The organism is Streptomyces sp. NPDC002889, assembly GCF_042888425.1.
In the GTDB taxonomy this organism is placed as follows: Bacteria; Actinomycetota; Actinomycetes; order Streptomycetales; family Streptomycetaceae; genus Streptomyces.
In genome coordinates this window covers 96,897-115,119 of the sequence record NZ_JBIAPT010000015.1, presented here as the reverse complement: position 1 = coordinate 115,119, position 18,223 = coordinate 96,897, and the positions used below count along the sequence as shown (strand labels likewise).

Below are 18,223 nucleotides of genomic sequence, written 5' to 3'. Positions count from 1 at the left end.
CTTGATCGCCACGCGCGGCCAGGCACGGCGCCGGCCGGTTCCACCCGGGCGGACCGTGCGCCTGTCGCAGACGGGACGGTGTGTGCTCTCCATCCGAGCAGGGGCCGGCTGCCCCGTCATCACCCGCCCGGGGTGAGGACCCCGCCCCACGAACGGCGGATGCTCGGAGGTGAAACGGCAGCAAGCTGCCGCAGCCTGTCTGGAAAGGGAGAGCCATGACAACCACCGCTCCACGCCGTTCCGACAAAGCCGAGTCGGCCGCCGGCGGGCTGGTGACATTCTCTGCCGTGATGCTGTTCATCGCCGGTGTTCTGGATCTCTTCCGGGGCATCATGGCCATCGCGCAGGACGACATCTACGTCAGGACGCCGAATTACGTCTTCAAGTTCGACCTGACGAGCTGGGGTTGGATTCAGCTCATCCTCGGCGTGCTCGCCATCCTGGTGAGCATCGGTCTGTTCGCGCGTGCCACGTGGGCGCGGATGACAGCGGTTGCTCTGGCCGGGCTGCTGATCATCGAGAACTTCCTGACCATCCCCTACTACCCGCTCTGGTCGATCGTCCTGATCGCCCTGTACTCGTTCATCATCTGGTCGCTGCTGACCGTCAATCCGGAATCGTTCCCGGAAGAGGCCGCGGACCGCTGACGTCGACCGGCTGCGGCGCCAGGTGCTCGCTGCAGGAGCGGCGGCATTGCGCGCCGCGGGCCCCGGGGGCCCGGGGGGGCCCCCGGGGCGCGCCCAGTCAGCGGGAGCGGCCGGGCCGGGACCGGCTCGATGCTGCGGCTGCCCAGTTGCCGGCCGTATCCAGGAAAGCCGCTCTTGGTGCCGTCGAGGCCGCGCAGAAGCCCGACGCCGATGTTCCGTGCACAGTCCAAGAACCGTCCGACAAACCTTCTGTCGCTGCTCGTGCTGTGCATCTGAGGGTTCGACGGGCCCTCGCAGGGCGGACGTGCTGAAGGGGCGGGGATCCTCCAGCGTGCGCCCGATCAGCTGTGAAGCCGGCCCGCCCGTCGAACAACCATGACCAGCCGGTGCGGACGACGCTGATGGATGCAGGACCGTACGACTGTCTGCGCTGCGCAAGGGGGAGTACGCGCCGGAGACCGGTGAGCTGCTGGGTGTACCGGCTACGCCGATCGTGCCGGCGGGACGGCCACGGCGGCGGAGATGCCCCGTGCCGGGTTCGGGTAGCCGCTGCTCGAAGTCGACCGGCTCGACGAGGACGTCGAGCGGCCCAATCCCGGCCGCTGCGACTCCCGATGAAGTCAGGTCCCGGGGTAACCGGGGTGGTTCACGGCGGTCGAGCCCTCGGGAAATCGTCGCAGTCCGGTGCGCGGCAGTTGGCGGCACCCCTAGACTTAGGCTCGCCTAAGTTCACGATTACCCGAGAATCCGTCACGTCGGATCGGAATGGATGCGATGTCAGCCGCCACAATCAGCAGCCCAAGAGCCGCTCTTGTCGGCCGCCGAACAGGCTGGACGGCAGGGGCCGTCGTCACGCTGCTGTTTGCGGTGCTGCTCAGCCTTGCCGTCGGAGCCCGCCCTGTCGCCCCGGGTGAGGTCTTCGATGCCTTGCTGTACGGCGGAAACAGCGAGGTCGCTGAGATCGTATGGTCGCTGCGGGTGCCTCGGACCGTCGTCGGCGTGATGGTCGGCGTAGGACTGGCCCTCGCGGGTACGGTGATTCAGGGCATCACTCGCAACCCCATCGGCGACCCCGGCGTGCTGGGCATCAGCCAGGGTGCCGCAGTGGGTGTGGTGCTCGCGATCGCGTTCGCAGGGGTGCATACGCTCTCCGGTTATGTGTGGTTCGCGTTCGCCGGTGCCGGAGTCGCGTCGGTGGCCGTCTACGTCGTCGCCTCCAGCGGGCGGGGCGGGGCATCGCCCGTGAAACTCGCGCTGGCCGGGGCCGCCATCAACGCACTGCTCATCTCCGTCATCCAGGGCATGCTGACGACGGACGCCGCCACCTTGGACGAGTTCCGCTTCTGGCAGGTCGGCTCGATCGCCGGACGCAGTGCCGAAGTGGCCGGTCAGATCTGGCCGTTCCTCGCGGTGGGCGCGGTGCTGGTGCTGTCGGTGGCACGGGGGCTGGACGCCCTCGCGCTCGGCGACGATGTCGCCAAGGGGCTCGGTCAGAACGTGGCGACCGTACGGATCGTGGGCGGTATCGGCGCGACCGTGCTGACGGGCGTCGGGGTCTCGGCCGCCGGGCCGATCGCCTTCATCGGCCTGGCGGTTCCACATATCGCTCGCGCGATCGTCGGCACCGATCACCGATGGGTGATGCCGATGGCGGCCCTGCTCGGCCCGGTCATGCTGCTCGTGTCGGACGTCATAGGCCGGATTGTCTTCCCGCCGGGCGAGGTGCCGGCGGGTGTGATGACCGCTCTGATGGGTGTGCCGTTCCTGATCGCCATGGTCCGTCGCAAGGCAGTGGGCGCATGACGACCTCGCTCATCGTGGGCCGGGCGGAGGCCGTACGACCCGGTGGTCACGTGCTCGTGAGACGCGGCCGCGCGTCCTTCCTCGTCCACCGGCGTGCCGCGGTCGTCGCCGGCACCCTTGCCGTGCTGACGGCGGCAGTCTGTCTCGTGTACCTCTGCCTCGGTGAGAAGTTCGTCGCGCCGGGCGAGGTCCTGAACGTGCTGTCCGGGCGGTCGTCGAGGGCTGATTTCGTGGTGGGCGAGCTGCGGTTGCCACGGCTGGTTCTGGGGCTGATGGTCGGCGCCGCTTTCGGGGTCGGGGGCGCACTCATCCAGACCGTTGCCCGCAACCCACTGGCCAGCCCCGACATCATCGGTGTCTCCCAAGGGGCCGGCGCCGCGACCATCGGCGCTCTGACGTTCGGTGTCGGCTCGTTCAGTGTGCTGCCGTACTTCTCGGTCGCGGGCGGGATGATCGCCGCTGTTCTCGTCTATTTCTTCGCGTGGCGCGGTGGACTGCACGCGGCGCGGTTCGTCCTCATCGGCATCGGCGTCGCCATTGCGCTGAGGTCGGTCGTCCATCTCTTCGTCACCAAGGGCGACTATCTGGTGGCCCATCAGGCACAGGTGTGGATCACCGGTTCGCTCAACGGGCGCGGCTGGGACGAAGCCGCACCGCTCGGCTGGACGCTGCTCGCCCTGGTGCCGGGGGTGGTATGGGCGGCACGGGCACAGCGCAATGCCGCCTTCGACGACGACACGGCAACGGCGCTGGGCGTGCCGCTGCAGAGGACCCGGTTCGGGCTGGCGCTGCTGGGCGTCTTTCTCGCGTCGGTGGCGACGGGCGCGGCGGGCCCGGTGGACTTCGTAGCGCTGCTCGCCCCGCAGATCGCCCGTCGGCTGACCCGCACGGCACAGATCCCGCTGCTGTGCTCGGCGCTGCTCGGCGCGTTGATCGTGGTGGCCGCCGACCTGCCGGCGCGCCTGTTGTTCGCGCCGGTCGAACTGCCCGTGGGTGTGCTGACCGCGGCTGTCGGCGCGCCGTATCTGATCTGGCTCATCGTGAAAGACCGCAGCGTCCGCAGCCGTACTGGAGGAAAAGCGTGACCGAGAGCAGGCTGACAGCCCGCGACCTGACCCTGGCCTACGACGAACGCACGGTCGTGGAAAACCTCGACCTGGACATTCCGCAGGGCCGCGTCACGGTCATCGTCGGCCCGAATGCCTGCGGCAAGTCCACGCTGCTGCGCGCCCTCGGACGGCTGCTCAGACCGCGGCGCGGTTCGGTGCTGTTGGACGGCACGGAACTGGGCCGCATACCCACCCGTACGATCGCGCAGTCCATCGGGCTGCTTCCGCAGACCCCGGTCGCGCCGGAGGCGATCTCGGTGGCCGATCTCGTCGCGCGGGGGCGCCAGCCGCACCAACGCTGGTGGCAGCAGTGGTCGGAGGAGGACGAGCAGGCGGTCACCGACGCGATGGACCGCACCGATGTGACCGCCCTCGCCGCGAGGCCCGTCGATGAGCTGTCGGGCGGTCAGCGGCAGCGCGTGTGGATCGCCATGGCGCTCGCGCAGGACACCGACCTGCTGCTCCTCGACGAGCCCACCACCTACCTGGACATCTCGCACCAGGTGGAGGTGCTGGACCTGGTCCGGCAGCTCAATCGGGAGCGCGGGCGGACGGTTGTCGCGGTGCTCCACGACCTCAACCAGGCCGCGCGGTACGCCGATCACCTGGTGGCGATGAAGGGCGGACGGATCGTCGCCCAGGGACACCCCTCGGAAATCGTCACGGCGGACCTCGTACGTGATGTCTTCGGCCTTGAATCGGTTGTGGTTCCGGATCCGGTGACCGGTGGCCCGCTGGTCGTTCCCGGCAGCCCCTGGCATCAGGACGCGTCCATCGCAGCAGCGGTCTCGGTAGAGGCGGGCTGAACTCGTCGAGTGGGCACTGGTGTTGGCATGGACGGACGGCTGTTCGACGCCGGGTAGGGCGAGGTCAGCCCTACTGCCGCGTAGTCCGAGTTGTGATGTCGGCGCGCTTGCTCCGGCTCCTACATAAGGTTAGCTTTACCTAAGTTCACCCCCCGCACTGAATGTGCACTGTGACGAAAGGCTTTCCTCTCATGGCCCCCTCCCTCAACCGTCGCGCCGCAGCTGTCGCTGTCGTTGCCGCGCTCGCCGTCAGCGCCACCGCATGCGGGTCCGAAAAGGATGACGCCAAGTCGGCGGCCGAGGGCGGAAAGCACACCGTGAGCACCGCCATGGGCAAGGTGGAGGTCGTCGACAGCCCCAAGCGCGTGGTCGTACTGGACACCGACGCCCTGGACTCGGCCCTCACCCTCGGCGTCAAGCCGGTCGGCGCCGTCACCGCCGAAGCGGGCGCGCCGATGTCCACCTACCTCCCTGAGGACAAGCTGAAGGGCATCAAGCCGGTCGGGCTCATCATGGAGCCCAACCTCGAGGCGATCGACGGGCTGGACCCGGATCTGATCATCAGCAGCAAGGCGCGCGACGAGAAGAACTACAAGGAGCTGTCGAAGATCGCACCGACCGTCTTCACCGAGACGACCGGCCCTGACTGGCGGAAGAACTTCGAGCTGCACGCCGACGTGCTGGGCAAGAAGGACGAGGCGAAGAAGGTCGTCGCCGACTACGACAAGCACGTCACCGAGGTGACCGCGGCACTGGGCGGCGCGGAGAAGGCAGCCAAGACGACGGTCGGGTTCGTGCGCTTCGTCGAAGGCGCGGACACCCGTCTGTACATGAACGACACGTTCGTCGGCAGCATCCTCAAGGACCTGAAGGTCGGCCGCCCCACCAACGTGGACAAGACCGGTTTCTCCCTCGACATCAGCCCCGAGCGGATCAGCGAGGGCAACTCCGACGTCATCTTCTACTCCACCTATGGTGACCCGTCGAAGGCCAAGGAGACCGGCGTCACAGGCGGCAAGCTCTGGAAGAACCTGGACGCCGTGAAGAACGACAAGGCGTTCAAGGTCGACGACAGCCTGTGGATGCTCGGCATCGGTTACACCGGCGCCGGCCAGATCCTGGACGAGATGAAGAAGAACCTCTCCTGACGGCGGTAAGGTACACAACGACTGCGGCCTTGGCCACGGAACATCCGTGGCCAAGGCCGCAGTCGTAGCAAGACTCAGGACGTCACAGGCGTTCGAAGCCTCGAACCCGCTCCCAGTCCGTGACCGCGGTCTCGAAGGCGGCCAGCTCTGTGCGGGCGGCCTGCGCGTAGTGGCCGACAACGGCCTCGCCGAAGACCTTGGCGGCGATGTCGCTGTTCTCCCACCGGTGCAGGGCCTCGGTGAGCGTGGCGGGCAGCCGCGGCACCGACGGATCGGCCAAGGCATTGGCGGTGTGCGGTGCGGGGAGCTCGAGACGGTTCTCGATACCGTACAGGCCGGCGGCCACCGCGGCAGCGACGGCGAGGTAGGGGTTGGCGTCCCCGCCGGGCACCCGGTGCTCGATCCGCATCGAGTGGCCGGAGCCCACTACGCGGACCGGGCAGGTGCGGTTGTCCTGGCCCCAGGTGATACCGGTGGGGGCGAACGCACCCGGCTGGAGGCGCTTGTACGAGTTGATGTTCGGCGCCATCAGCAGCGCGAAGTCGGCGAGACAGGCGAGCTGACCTGCGACGAAGTGGCGCATCAGATCGGACATGCCGTCCTCGGTCGCCGGGTCGGCAAGGACGGCGGAACCGTCTTTGCCGCGCAGCGACAGGTGAACGTGGCAGGAGTTGCCCTCGCCCTCGTCGTACTTGGGCATGAAGGTGAGTGCGACGCCCTCCTGCGCGGCGATCTGCTTGGCGCCGTTCTTGAAGACGACGTGATTGTCGCAGGTGGTCATCGCCTCGTCGTAGCGGAAGACGATCTCGTACTGGCCGGCGTGGCACTCTCCCCGGGCCGTCTCCATCGTGAGCCCGGCGCGCACCATCTCCCGGCGGATGCGGCGTACCACCGGCTCGATCTCGGCCAGGCCCTGAAGGGAGTAGTCGACGTTGTAGGTGGTGCCGGTCTCCAGGCCCTGATAACGGCGGTCCCACGCTTGGCGGTACGACTCGCGGAAAATCAGGAACTCCAGCTCGGTGCCCGCGAAGGCGGTCAGCCCGTGCTCGGCCAGCCGGTCGAGCTGGGTGCGCAGTACCTGGCGCGGGGCCACTTCGACCGAGTTGCCGCCCGGCCAGACGGCATCGGCGAGGACGAGCGCGGTACCCGGATCCCAGGGAAGGGTGCGCAGCGTGGCCAGGTCGGGACGGAGGACGAAGTCACCGAACCCGCTCTTCCAGGCGTCGATGGCGTATCCGGAACCGGTGCCCATCTCGACATCGGAGGCAAGGAGATAGACGCAGGCGCCGAAGCCCTGCTCGGCCGCCTCATCCAGGAAGTACGGCACGGACAGGCGGCTGCCCTGGAGCCTGCCCTGAATGTCCGGGACGCTGACGATCACTTCCTCGATGCGTCCCTCCTCGGCCTCGGCGCGCAGTCGCTCGTACGGCGAGTTGGTCATATCTGCTCCTGCAGTTCCTGAGGGACGGCTGCCGCGGTGGCGAGGGGGTTGGCAAGGGTGCCGTGGACGACGTCGAAGCCCTCGTCCTTCTCGGCGCGGTCGTGGAAGCCGCCGCCGAGCAGCTGTTCACGGTTGAGTGCCACCCGATCGAACTCCGGGGAGAGCAGGCCGAAGTCCTCGAACCGGTCGGCCAGGTCGGGGAAGCGGGCGTGGTAGCGCTCGATCTCAGCGCGGACCATGGCCCAGAACTCCTCCTCCGGCACTCCGAGGTGCTCGGCGACCAGCGGGGCGAAGAACCGGAAGTGTCCGGCGAAGATGGCGCTGAGCAGCGAGTGGGCCAGCTCGCCGGCGGGCCAGCGCAGCAGCAGCGAATCGGCACGATCGGAGAGGTCGGCGTACTCCGGGTGGCTGCCGGGCAGCAGGTTGACGTCTTCGGCGAAGTCCTTGACCGCGATGCCGATGGGGGTGTCGGCGGCGTCGTAGAGGACGACGGTGTTCTCACCGTGCGGGCAGTACGCCACGCCGTACCGGTAGAGGTAGTGCAGCAGGCCGGGCAGCAGGGCGCGGAAGAAGCGGTCCAGCCAGACGCGTGGCGTCAGCCGGGACCGGTCGACCAGTTCGCTCACCAGGGCGCGGCCGTCGGATCCGGTCTTGAGCAGCGCGGCCATGGTGCGGGCCTGCTCGCCGTCGCGCAGCAGCGCCGCGATCGGCTCGCGCCAGACCGCGCCGAGGAGCTCGTGGTAGCGGTACGGGGCGTCCGTCACCGACTCGTACAGCGGATGGCGCACGGCCACGCCCGCCACCTCGCCGAGCGGATGGAAGCGCAGCTCGTCACGCAGGTACGGGTCGGCGTCGCGGACGGCGTGCAGCCAGGCGCTCACATCGGGCGCGGCCTCGGTCGGCTTGGGGGAAAGACCGCGCCAGACGAGGGTGTTGCGGATGAACAGCGGCACCTTCACATTCCGGCGATGCGGGTGGTCCAGATTCGCCAGGGTGCGGATGGACTGAAGCGGCCGGTAGCGGTCGGGGCCCTCACCGAGCGGCACGATCCGTCCGTCGGCGAGATACGGGGCGAAGAGAGTCGCGACGGCCTCGTCCCAGTGGAAGGGGTGAATCGGCAGCCAGCGGAAGTCGGCGGCGTCGTAACCGGTTTCGGCGCACGTCTCCTTCAGTGTTGCCCCGAACTGCTTGCGCGTGTCCTCGTCAAGCTCCTCGGCCAGCAGGGTGTCGCTGTCGAGACCGGGCACCCCGGAGTAGGAGGCGAGGTCGCTGTGGACACCGGCCCAGAAGAGGTGCACCGAACCGCCGGCCTCGGGGGCGTAGGCGGCGGCGTCGGAGGCGGAGAAGCCCAGCCTTCCCTTGTTGAGCAGCATGCACGGGTGGCCGTCCTGATGCGCCTCCAGGTCAAGGTGGTCCAGATCGGCGAGTTCGGCCGCAGGCAGGGCACGGGAGATGATTTCGGCCTCCGCCCGCCGGGTGGCGGTGAGTTCACGCAGCACCTCGGCGGTGGTGGGCCCGTCCCAGCCGAGGACCGGGCGGGCGTCGAGCAGCAGCTGTTCGGGGCCGGTGACCGGGCCGTCGGCGGGCTCGGGATGCCGCCGCAGGGTGCCGGGTACGAGCCGCCAGGTGCCGAAGGTGCCGCGTGTTGCCCGGAACGTCCAGTGGATTCCGTCGGCGAGGTCCAGCCGGTACGCGTCCGGGGTGCCGGCCGACGGGTCCGGTCCGGGGACCAGCAGCTCCTCGTAGGCGAACTCCTCCACGGCCTTGACGAGCAGTCGTCGGCCGGCCTGGGCCCAAGCGTCACGGGTGGTGCGGTTCATCGGTGGTTCTCCTCGGAGTACGCGGGGGAGGCGGGGGCCGTCAGGGCGGGCGCGGCATCACCGGCGTCGCGGCGCAGTGAAGCGGGCTCAGCGGTCGCCGTCGTGCCGGACCGCGGCATCGGCACGACGGCACGCCTGACTGCGGGCGCGTCGGGGTCGGGCGAAATCTGCACCGCCCGCCGCGCGTCGGCGGGTGGGACGGCGCTCCGGAAGCGCCGCACGGACAGCGCGGCGGCACAGAGCTGCAGGGCTGCGGCGACGGCAAGGGGCAGCGCCAGGTCGTGGGAGACCGCGGCCGTGGCGGCCAGCGGCGCGGCGAGCAGGCCGGCGGATCGGACCGTTTCCACCGCCGTGAACGCTGGGCCCTTCGTGCCGGTCGCACGGAACATCCGCAGCTCGACGGCGACCTGGCCGAGGCCGAGGCCGACGCCGTACAGCAGCCGGCCGCCGGCCAGGCCGGTCAGAGAGTCGGCCAGCCACGACCAGGTCATCCCGGCCGCGCCCACGGCCAGAGCCAGTGGCAGGAGCTGGTCACCGAGCCGGTCGTGGCAGCGGCGTACCAGCGGAAGCACAGCCAGAGCGGAGACGCTCGGCAGGAAGAACAGCACGGCGGACCCCATCGAACCGCTGCCGAGGCTGTCGGAGAACTCGGTGAAGAAGGGCCGCGCGACATTGGCGGAGAAGTCGAAGGCGACCCCGATCAGCGCCGCACAGGCGAGCATCGTGAACCAGGTCAGGCGGTTCGACGGCCCGCGCACGGCCGGGCCGGGCGAGCCCGGCGCCGTGTCCGGCGCGCCGTCGGTGCCATGGCCCTCACCGGCCGTGGAGCCGTCCGCAGCGGAACCGGTGTCCTTCCTGTCCGGGCGCCTGCCAAGGATGCGGTACGTGAGCAGGGCCAGGAGGGCGTCCAGGACCGCGAACGCCGAGATACCGACGCGGGGTTCCGGAAGCGCGAGGACTCCGGCTCCCACCATCGTGGAGACCACGACGGACAGATGGAAGACGACCACCAGCGTGCACACCCCGGCCAGCCGTGCCCGCTCGCCGCCCTCCGATTCGTCGCCGTGCTCGGCGATGAAGGCCGGATAGGCCAGCAGCAGAGCGCTGTTGGTCATCACGATGAGCGTCGACAGCACCGTGTACGCGGCATAGCTGGGTGCCATGCCGAGGAGCAGGTCGAGAACGGCGGACCCGCACAGCCCGGCCAGTACCAGCTTGTGCAGCGGCCAGCGCCGGGCCGCCAGCCCCCACAGCGGGAGGACGGCGAGCCCGACGATGCGGCAGATCCAGATGTACAGCCCGGTGGCTCCCGGATCCTCGATGCCGTACAGCCGCTCGAACAGCTGCGGAAGGAACGGCGTCAGCGCGGTCTCGGCCACCAGATGGAGGCCGATGACGGATATGAGCACCGTCTTTGCGTGGCGCGTCGTTCCGCCCGCTGCCGGCGTGCCGGCCTTCTCCACGACCGTCATCGGGGCGTACCGGAGGGTGTCGTGGCAGCTCCGTCCGGGACCGTCGTCGCACGCTCGGCGGACGTCGGCGACTGCGGTGCGCCGAATGTCGTGAAAGCCTGCCGCGGGGCAACGGGCAGCACGGAGTGGCCGGCGGCGGCGTTGAGGATGGTCGCGGCGCGCCAGGCGCCCAGGGTGAGGTCGGGGGCGCCCACGCCGTGGGTGTGCATCTCGGCGTTCTGGACGTAGAGCGTTCCGGAGACCCGCGGGTCGAGCGCGACCCTGTACTCCCCGTCGATCTGGTAGCGGCCCCTGTCGTCCCAATCGACCAGGTCGCCCATCGACTCCAGGAAGGCCGGACGGGAGGCGGTGTAACCGGTGGCGGAGACGATGGCGGAGGTCCGGACCTCGAAGAGCGAATCCTGCTGCTGGGCCCGGCAGGTGAGCAGGTAACCCTGCCGGTCCGCCTCCGCCGCGACGATCTCCACGCCCGGCTGCAGGGTGGCGCGCGGTTCGCCGCCGCCGATGGTGCGCTCGTACAGCTCGTCGTAGATCTCGCCCAGTGTCTCCTCGCTCACGCCCTTGTAGAGCTGCCACTGCTCGCGCACCAGCTCCTCGCGCGTGGCCTCGGGGAGGTGGCGGAAGTAGCGGATGTAGTCCGGGGTGAAGTGCTCCAGGCCGATTTTCGAGTACTCCATCGGAGCGAAGGCCGTAGTGCGGGCCAGCCAGCGGACGTAGGGGCCGCCCTGGCCGTCGCCGTCCTGGTGGCGAAGCAGATCGAGCGCGACCTCGGCGCCGGACTGCCCCGCGCCGATGACCGTGACGTCGTCGGCTTCGGCCAGTCGGGTGCGGTACGTGCGGTAGTCCGCGCTGTGCAGCACACGGCCGGCATGGGCGTCGGTCAGCAGCGGTCGCAGCGGCTCGGGGACGACAGGGTCGGTGCCCACGCCGAGCACCACCTGATGGGCCAGGACGCGGGTCTCGGCGCCGGAGGCGGAGCGATACCGGAGGGCGAACGCGTCCGCGTTCTCGTCCCACTCCAGCGCGGTGACTTCGGAGTCGAAGCGGCAGGAGACCAGCCGCTCGGCGACCCAGCGGCAGTAGTGGTCGTACTCACGGCGCGGTATGTGGAAGCGCTCGGAGAAGAAGAACTTGAACATCCGATCGTGGGAGCGGAGGTAGTTCAAGTACGACCAGGGGCTGGTCGGGTCGGCCATGGTGACCAGATCGGCGAGGAACGGCACTTGAAGGGTCGTTCCCTCCATCAGCAGGCCCGGATGCCAGGAGAACGCCGGCTTGGCGTCCAGGAAGAGGGACCGGAAGCCGGGTACACCGTCCGCCAGCGCGGCCAGTGACAGGTTGAACGGGCCGATTCCGACGCCGACCAGATCGTAGGGGAGATTGTGGTCGGCAGAAGTCGAGGGGGCGGTCACCGCTGGGCCTCCGTGAGAGGATTGGGAAAATCGATGTAGATGGACTGGGTGTGGACGTCGCCGACGAGCTCGTCGAGACCGTCCACGCAGGTCAGGTAGTTGCCCTTGCAGCGAAGTACGGGCGCGTCGAGCAGCAGGTCGAGCAGGCCCTTGGCGGCGGGCTCGGTCGTGCGCAGCCGCTCCAGTGCGCCGCGCATCACACGCAGCAGGCGGCCCTCGTCGGCCAGTCCGAGCGCGCCGAACGCTCCGACGAGACCGAGCAGGTTGTTGATGCCGAGGTAGTAGGCCACCCGCTCGTCGACGAAGGCATCGTCGAACACCAGCTCGACGTTATCCGTGGCGCCCGGCAGGAGCCGCTCGATGTCGGCGGTGCGGGAGGCGGCCAGGTAGTAGCCCTGGCTGTCCCGGTACCAGCCCGCGCAGGGCAGGCCCCGATCGTCGAGGGCGACCAGCGTGTTCTGGTGGTGCGGCTCCAGGGCGATGCCGTAACGAGCCTGAAGTCGGATCAGGGGAACGGCCAGGACCGCCAGATAGCGGGCGAGCCAGCGCTCCGACGCCTCGGACACCGGGACGCCGAACGCGCGAGCGGCGCGCTCGACCGCTTCGCACAACAAGGCGCGGTGCCGCGGCGGGGTGCCGGGGCCGGTCCGCTCGGCGAGCAGACCCGCCACACACAGCCCTTCGGGCGCGCCGTTGCCGCCGCCCCGGAAGGGGTTGTCGCGAATCGCGGTCTCCAGACCCGTTTCCGGGCCCTCGGCACCGACAGAGACCCAGGCGAATTCGCGCAGGATGCCGAACTCCGGGTGCTCGGCGCGGAGCCAGTCCCCGGGGCCCGCGGCCAGCAACTGCGTGGCCCGTACGCCGAGACGCATCTCGCTGCGCAGGTTGTTCCGCCGGGAGTTGGTGATGCGCATACCGAGGGAAAGCTTCAGCATCACCTCGGCGTCCGGCCGCTGAACGGTGCGCACGGAGGACGTGGGGTACCAGGCGGGTCCGGCCGCACCGAGCGGACGCAGCAGTCCGGCGTCGACGAGCGCGGCGACCTCGGGACGGGACAGCACGTCCCGGGCCTGCCAGGGATGTGCGGGCACCGCAACCATCCCGTCGGGCACCTTCAACCCGGCCGCCAGCGGATGCAGCAGCTCTGCGGGCGAACGGCCGTCCGCGCTGCCGCCGACGACGACGTCCGGGTGGGCGGCGAACCAGTGCAGCGGGAACGAGCCGCGCAGTTCGGGCGAGTACGCCTCCAGGTCCGCCTCCGACGCCTCCTCGCGGCTCTTGGGCGCGGGATGGAACGGATGCCCCAGCAACAGCGCCTGCTCACTGTCGAGGAACGGCGTCGGTCCCTGCCCGTGCTCGCCCTCGGCGCGCCGGTGCGCGATGTGGAGGGCGGTGCGCCGAGCGGAGTTCAGCACCCGGGCGGCGGCGTCGCCCCCGTGGTGCGGGAGTACACCGCGACCGAGAGTGGTCTGTCGGATCAGCGCCGCCGCCACCAAGGCCGCGTCGGCCGGAAGGCCGTCGCGGTCCTCGGCTGTGACCAGGAAGGGCGCACCGAAGCGATGCCAGCCGGTGGCCGACCGATAGCGCACCGGTACCGACAGGGTGAGCCGGCTGGCGGACAGGTCGAGCAGCAGTGTCTGCCCGGTCTCCGGCACCGTGGTGCCCGTCTCGCGGACATAGGCGCGCAGCAGCGTCTCCATTGCCGCGGCGTCTCCCGCGCGGAGTGGGTCGGCGTCGTCGAGCGGGTCCGGGCCGATCTCGAGAGCGGGCGCAAGGAACCCGAGAGCACCGGCAGCGCTCTCCCGCGCGACGGCTCCGGACGGCCGCCCGGAGGCAGACACCTGTGCGGCGCCCTCCGGAATTACGGCGCCGGACGCGGGCGACCCTGCGGGGGGCGGTGCCGTCCGCGCCGTACGGGCGTCGTCGGGTCGGTTCACCGGTTCTCCTCCTCGGCCTCGCCCGCTGCGGCGACCGCGTGCAGCAGTCGTTCGATCTCGGCCGGCGTGGTGTGCGGGTTGAGCAGCGTGAGCTTCAGGCGGACCCGGCCCGGCCCCTCTCCCGGGAGCTCGGTGCGGCCGACGACCGCCCGGCCCTCGCGAAGCAGCCTGCGCCTCAGTGCCGCGTTCACCCGGTCGGTGTGCGCGGGATCGGCGCCCTCGGGGAGGTAGCGGAAGAGGAAGGCCGTCAGGATGGGAGGGGCGTACAACTCCAACCGGGGATGCGTCCGTACGGCCTCCGCACCGCTGTGCGCCAGCTCATGGCAGGCGTCCACCAGGCGGCCCAGGCCCTCGCGCCCCAGGGTGCGCAGCGTGACGGCGATCTTGAAGGCGTCGGCGCGCCGAGTGGTGCGAAGCGAGAGACCGAGGAGGCTGGGGTAGCCGGCCTCCTCGTCGTCCTGCGGGTTGAGGTACACCGCCCGTCGTGCGAGTGAGGCGTAGGTATGAGCCCGTCGGACCAGGAAGATGCCCGCGGCGACCGGCTGCCAGCCCAGCTTGTGCCAGTCCAGGGACACGGAGTCGGCCAGCGCGATGCCGCCGACCAGCGGGGCGAGTTCGTCGGACAGCAAGGCGCCGCCGCCGTAGGCGGCGTCCACGTGCAGCCAGGCGCCGTACTCGGCGGCCAGCGCCGCGCACGTGCGCAGCGGATCGATGGCTCCGGTGTCGGTGGTACCGGCGGTGGCCACAACGGCCACCGGCACCTCACCGCGCGCGACGCAGTCGCGGAGGCCGGACGCCAGCGCGTCCGGCTTCATCCGCAGCTCGTGGTCCACCTCGACGGGGATGACCGCCTCCTCGCCGAGTCCGAGGAGGGCAGCCGACCGCTGCACCGAGAAGTGGGCGGCGGCGGAGGCGAAGATCCGCGGGCGTGGACCGGTGCCCGGCACTCCATTCAGCTCGATCTGACGCTCGGCCGCGCGGCCCAGTACTCGGTCGCGAGCGAGCATCAGGCCCATCAGGTTGGACTCGGTGCCGCCCGAGGTGAGCACGCCGGCGGCCTCCTCCGGGTCGTACCCGACCAGCTGCGCCAACTCCCCGAGCAGCAGGGTCTCCACAGCGGTGGCGGCGGGCGCCTGGTCCCAGGAGTCCTGGGAGGGGTTGAGCGCGGCGACGGCGAGATCGGCTGCGACGGCGACGGCCAGCGGCGGGCAATGGAGATGCGCGGCGCAGGACGGGTCGGCGGGGTCGGCGCTGCCGTGAGCCAGGAGTTCGGTCAGCCGGTGCAGGGCGTCGTCGCCGTCCGTCTCGGCGAACACCCGTGCGACCTCCGCGGCCAGCTCCTCCGGCGTGCCGACAGGGACGGGACCGCCGCGCCGCAAGGAGCCGCCCGCGAGGGCCTCCAGCACGATCTGCACCAGGGGCTCCAGCGCGGCCGGTCCTGCCAAGCCTCCGGACAGCGCGGTCTTCTGGCCGGATGTGCCCGATGGGACGGCGCCGTTGAACAGCCCGGACCCGCCGAGGGGGGCGGTGCCCCCCGAAGTGGGTTCAGGGACGAGGCTCAGGCCGCCGCGTGTACGCATGCCGTCGGTCTGCGCTCCCGCGGACTCCGTGCCGTATGCCTCCAGGGTCACGCCGGAGCCACCCGTGGCCGGTCCCAGTCCGTGTATCTCGCCCGCCCCCGTCATGCCCGCACGCCCGGGAGCTGAGGTGCCGTCACCGCGGCGATGGCGTCGGTCAGTCGGTCCAGCACCGCTTCGACCTGCTGGTCGGTGATGATCAGCGGCGGTAGCAGCCGCACGGTTGAGTCGAAGCGGCCTCCCAACTCCACGATCAGGCCGCGCGCCAGGCATGCGGCCCGCACCTGCGCGGCCAGCCGCGGAGCGACTGGCCGGGCGCCGCAGGAGTCGGGCTCGGCCTCGGGGTCGACCAATTCGACGCCGATCATCAGGCCCCGGCCGCGAACGTCGCCGATCGCAGGGAGTTCGGTCCGCAGGCCCTCCAGCCGCGCCGTCATCCGGGCGCCGACGCCGGCTGCCCGCTCGACCAGCCCCTCCTTGGCGACGTACCGCAGGGTCGCCGTACCCGTCGCCATGGCGAGGGTGTTGCCGCGGAAGGTGCCGGTGTGAGCGCCGGGCAGCCAGCCGTCGTAGTCCTCGTGGTAGACGAGCACCGCCAGCGGCAGGCTGCCGCCGATCGCCTTGGACATCACCATCGCGTCCGGCACGATCCCGCTGTGCTCCACGGCCCAGAAGGCGCCCGTGCGTCCGACGCCGGTCTGCACCTCGTCGACGATCAGCGGGATGTCCCGCTCCGAGGTGACACGCCGCATCTCGCGCAGCCAGGCGTCCGGGGCCGGTACGGCGCCACCCTCGCCCTGCACCGCTTCGAGGACCATCGCGGCGGGCGGGACGACCCCGCCGTTCGGGTCGTCCAGCAGCCGCTCGGTGTATGCAGTGGACAGCTGCGCGCCGCGCTCCCCGCCCACACCGAACGGGCAGCGGTAGGAGTACGGGTAGGGCAGCCGGGTCACGTCCGCGGCGATCCCCGGCACCGGCTGCTTGGTGGTGACACCGCCGGAGGCGGCCAGGGCTCCCGCCGTCATGCCGTGGTACGCGCCGGTGAAGGCGAGCAGCCCGCGCCGCCCTGTAGCGGTCTGCATCAGCTTGAACGCGGCCTCGACCGCGTCGGTCCCAGCAGGCCCGCAGAAGTGGATGCGGGCCTTGTCCGCGAAGCTGCTGGGCAGCGTGGCGAACAGTGCGTCGGTGAATTCGTCCTTCTCCGGGGTCGCCAGGTCCAGGACGTGCAGCGGGGCCCCGCTGTCGAGGGTCCGCCGAATGGCCTCCACCACGACCGGGTGGTTGTGACCGAGGGCCAGGGTGCCGGCTCCGGAGAGGCAGTCGAGGTAGAGGCGGCCGTCGGTGCCCTCGACGGTCATGCCCTGCGCGCGGGCCGGGACGATCGGGAACGAGCGGGCGTACGTGCGGGCCGAGGATTCCCGGGTGCGCTGGCGCTCCAGGATGGCGTCGGCCTGTCCTGTGGTGCGTTCGGCGTCGGTTCGTTCGGCGGGGTGCACGGTCATGATGTACGGCTCCAGGGTGGGGAGGTCGAGGAAGCGAGCGGCGGCGACCAGGGCCGTGGTACGGCCCGGTTGGGGCTGGCCGCGCCTCAGAGCAGATGGCGCTCGGCCACGGGGTGGCCGAGGAAGCTGTGCATGGCGAACTCCCAGCCGTAGGAGCCCGCGTACGGGAAGACCACCAGGTCACCGGCGCGTATCCGGTCCACCAGGACATCGCGCAGCAGGGTGTCCTCCGGAGTGCACAGCTCACCGACGACCGTCACGCGCGTCTGTTCGGCGCAGGGGCGGGGACACTCCTCGGGCCAGTCCTCCACGGGCAGCACCGCCATGTTGTGGACGATCTCCCAGGAGGTGGGGAGCTGGAAGTGGTTGATGCCGCCGCGCAGCACCGCGAAATCCTGACCGTAGGACTCCTTCACGTCCGTTACCTCGGCGGCGTACCAGCCGCAGTCGGCGACCAGGAAACGGCCGGGCTCCAGTACCACCTTCACGCCGGCGGGGACCTCGACAGCCGCGGCCAGTTCGCCGAAGCGCGGGACGTCGAAGGGCTTCTCGCCTTCGAAGGCGACGCCGATGCCGCCGCCGATGTCGACGTGGCGCAGGTCGATCCCGTTGTCCTGGGCGGTCCTTACGCTCCACTCCACGCACCAACGCAGATACGCGGCATGGGACTCGGCGTCGAGGTTGTTGGACGCGGCATGGATGTGGAAGCCGATCAGATCCACTCCGGGCAGCCGTACCGCCTCGCGCAGCACGCCGGGCACGTCGGGCTCAGCCACCCCGAACTGGGAGGGGACACCTCCCATGTGCAGCGAGCCGGTGACAGGGATCGTCGCGGGATTGACGCGGAGCGCCACTCGGGCGCGGACGCCTTCACGGACCGCTATACGGCTGATCCGGTGCAGTTCGAGCATGCTCTCGGCGTTGATCGCCTCGGCTCCGGCCCGGACCAGGGCCGTGAGGACGGGGAGGGATTTCGCGGGGCCGGCGGCGACCACCGGAGCCGGGGTGTTTCCGGCCAGCGGCTTGGCCGATACGGCGAGTTCGAGCTCGGCGCAGGAAGCGACCTCGAAGCCGTCTACATGCGGGGCCAGCGCCTGGACGATCCCCGGGAAGGAGTTCGCCTTCACGGCATAGTAGACGGCTGCCCAATCCGGAAGCGCCCTGCGCAACTCGCGCGCACGCTCGGCGGCCACAGCACCGTCATATACGTAGGCGGACACCGGCACCTGGGCCTGCGCCAGCTCCAGCAGACGGTGGCGGACCGCTACGGGAAGCGTGTCCAGGGGATAGGCGGATCGCGGGGCGGCGGACGGCGGCAACTGAACGGACACGGCTCTGCCTCGGGTCGGGGTCGGAACGGAGTGGAAGGGGGCGAAGGGGTCAGTCGTGGCTGAGGGCGCGCACGGTCATCACGGAGGGCCGCGATCCGAGATGCGGCTCAACGGGTCGAGTTGCCTCAACGCGTGGTTGGCGCGGTCGCCGAGCATGTGCGCTGTGGGGACCGGTGGGTGAACTCGGCCCCAAAACCGGACGCCGGACCGTCCCACCA

Annotated in this window: 13 protein-coding genes; 5 read left to right on the top strand and 8 right to left on the bottom strand. The window is 70.4% G+C overall.

The window, feature by feature from the left end; translation table 11 throughout:
• Positions 1–215 precede the first annotated feature (215 nt).
• The 5 genes from ACFYWI_RS23325 to ACFYWI_RS23305 all read left to right on the top strand — a co-directional run bounded on the left by ACFYWI_RS23325 (position 216) and on the right by ACFYWI_RS23305 (position 5,513).
• Complete coding sequence (locus tag ACFYWI_RS23325) at positions 216–647, top strand: hypothetical protein (RefSeq protein ID WP_389235842.1); 432 nt, start codon at positions 216–218, stop codon at positions 645–647.
• Positions 648–1,421: 774 nt separating this feature from the next.
• Positions 1,422–2,450 (top strand): FecCD family ABC transporter permease, encoded by a 1,029-nt coding sequence (locus tag ACFYWI_RS23320; protein ID WP_389235839.1) that lies wholly within the window; start codon positions 1,422–1,424, stop codon positions 2,448–2,450.
• Entirely contained in the window at positions 2,447–3,535 is a 1,089-nt protein-coding gene (locus ACFYWI_RS23315) for a FecCD family ABC transporter permease (protein WP_389235836.1), read from the top strand. Before ACFYWI_RS23320 ends, ACFYWI_RS23315 begins: the two co-directional genes overlap by 4 nt.
• Positions 3,532–4,365, top strand: a complete 834-nt coding sequence (locus tag ACFYWI_RS23310) for an ABC transporter ATP-binding protein (protein WP_389235833.1) — start codon at positions 3,532–3,534, stop codon at positions 4,363–4,365. Before ACFYWI_RS23315 ends, ACFYWI_RS23310 begins: the two co-directional genes overlap by 4 nt.
• A gap of 191 nt (positions 4,366–4,556) precedes the next feature.
• Positions 4,557–5,513 (top strand): ABC transporter substrate-binding protein, encoded by a 957-nt coding sequence (locus ACFYWI_RS23305; RefSeq protein ID WP_389235830.1) that lies wholly within the window; start codon positions 4,557–4,559, stop codon positions 5,511–5,513.
• A gap of 82 nt (positions 5,514–5,595) precedes the next feature.
• Here the strand turns inward: ACFYWI_RS23305 and ACFYWI_RS23300 are convergent, their stop codons facing one another.
• The 8 genes from ACFYWI_RS23300 to ACFYWI_RS23265 form a co-directional block, all read right to left on the bottom strand.
• A complete protein-coding gene (locus tag ACFYWI_RS23300) occupies positions 5,596–6,954 on the bottom strand; it encodes a glutamine synthetase family protein (RefSeq protein WP_389235827.1) in 1,359 nt (452 codons plus the stop codon).
• The gene (locus ACFYWI_RS23295) at positions 6,951–8,774 is read right to left on the bottom strand and encodes an IucA/IucC family protein (RefSeq protein ID WP_389235824.1); all 1,824 of its coding nucleotides are present in this window, start codon (positions 8,772–8,774) and stop codon (positions 6,951–6,953) included. The genes ACFYWI_RS23300 and ACFYWI_RS23295 overlap by 4 nt, the downstream gene beginning before the upstream one ends.
• On the bottom strand, positions 8,771–10,246 hold the full coding sequence (locus tag ACFYWI_RS23290; protein WP_389235821.1) for an MFS transporter: 1,476 nt from the start codon (positions 10,244–10,246) through the stop codon (positions 8,771–8,773). Before ACFYWI_RS23290 ends, ACFYWI_RS23295 begins: the two co-directional genes overlap by 4 nt.
• Positions 10,243–11,658, bottom strand: coding sequence for a lysine N(6)-hydroxylase/L-ornithine N(5)-oxygenase family protein (locus ACFYWI_RS23285; protein WP_389235818.1), 1,416 nt, complete (start codon positions 11,656–11,658; stop codon positions 10,243–10,245). Before ACFYWI_RS23285 ends, ACFYWI_RS23290 begins: the two co-directional genes overlap by 4 nt.
• Positions 11,655–13,499, bottom strand: a complete 1,845-nt coding sequence (locus ACFYWI_RS23280) for an IucA/IucC family protein (RefSeq protein WP_389235815.1) — start codon at positions 13,497–13,499, stop codon at positions 11,655–11,657. The genes ACFYWI_RS23285 and ACFYWI_RS23280 overlap by 4 nt, the downstream gene beginning before the upstream one ends.
• Positions 13,500–13,591: 92 nt before the next feature.
• Positions 13,592–15,226, bottom strand: coding sequence for a pyridoxal phosphate-dependent decarboxylase family protein (locus ACFYWI_RS23275; protein WP_389235812.1), 1,635 nt, complete (start codon positions 15,224–15,226; stop codon positions 13,592–13,594).
• A 50-nt stretch (positions 15,227–15,276) separates the two neighbouring features.
• On the bottom strand, positions 15,277–16,674 hold the full coding sequence (locus ACFYWI_RS23270; protein WP_389235809.1) for a diaminobutyrate--2-oxoglutarate transaminase: 1,398 nt from the start codon (positions 16,672–16,674) through the stop codon (positions 15,277–15,279).
• A gap of 86 nt (positions 16,675–16,760) precedes the next feature.
• Complete coding sequence (locus tag ACFYWI_RS23265) at positions 16,761–18,005, bottom strand: type III PLP-dependent enzyme (protein ID WP_389235806.1); 1,245 nt, start codon at positions 18,003–18,005, stop codon at positions 16,761–16,763.
• Positions 18,006–18,223 lie beyond the last annotated feature (218 nt).

Excerpts from the sequence above, each read along its gene's own strand:
- ACFYWI_RS23305 (WP_389235830.1), top strand. The coding sequence starts at position 4,557 with ATGGCCCCCTCCCTCAACCGTCGCGCCGCAGCTGTCGCTGTCGTTGCC.
- ACFYWI_RS23320 (WP_389235839.1), top strand. The coding sequence starts at position 1,422 with ATGTCAGCCGCCACAATCAGCAGCCCAAGAGCCGCTCTTGTCGGCCGC.
- ACFYWI_RS23300 (WP_389235827.1), bottom strand. The coding sequence starts at position 6,954 with ATGACCAACTCGCCGTACGAGCGACTGCGCGCCGAGGCCGAGGAGGGA.
- ACFYWI_RS23290 (WP_389235821.1), bottom strand. The coding sequence starts at position 10,246 with ATGACGGTCGTGGAGAAGGCCGGCACGCCGGCAGCGGGCGGAACGACG.
- ACFYWI_RS23295 (WP_389235824.1), bottom strand. The coding sequence starts at position 8,774 with ATGAACCGCACCACCCGTGACGCTTGGGCCCAGGCCGGCCGACGACTG.
- ACFYWI_RS23270 (WP_389235809.1), bottom strand. The coding sequence starts at position 16,674 with ATGACCGTGCACCCCGCCGAACGAACCGACGCCGAACGCACCACAGGA.
- ACFYWI_RS23325 (WP_389235842.1), top strand. The coding sequence starts at position 216 with ATGACAACCACCGCTCCACGCCGTTCCGACAAAGCCGAGTCGGCCGCC.
- ACFYWI_RS23315 (WP_389235836.1), top strand. The coding sequence starts at position 2,447 with ATGACGACCTCGCTCATCGTGGGCCGGGCGGAGGCCGTACGACCCGGT.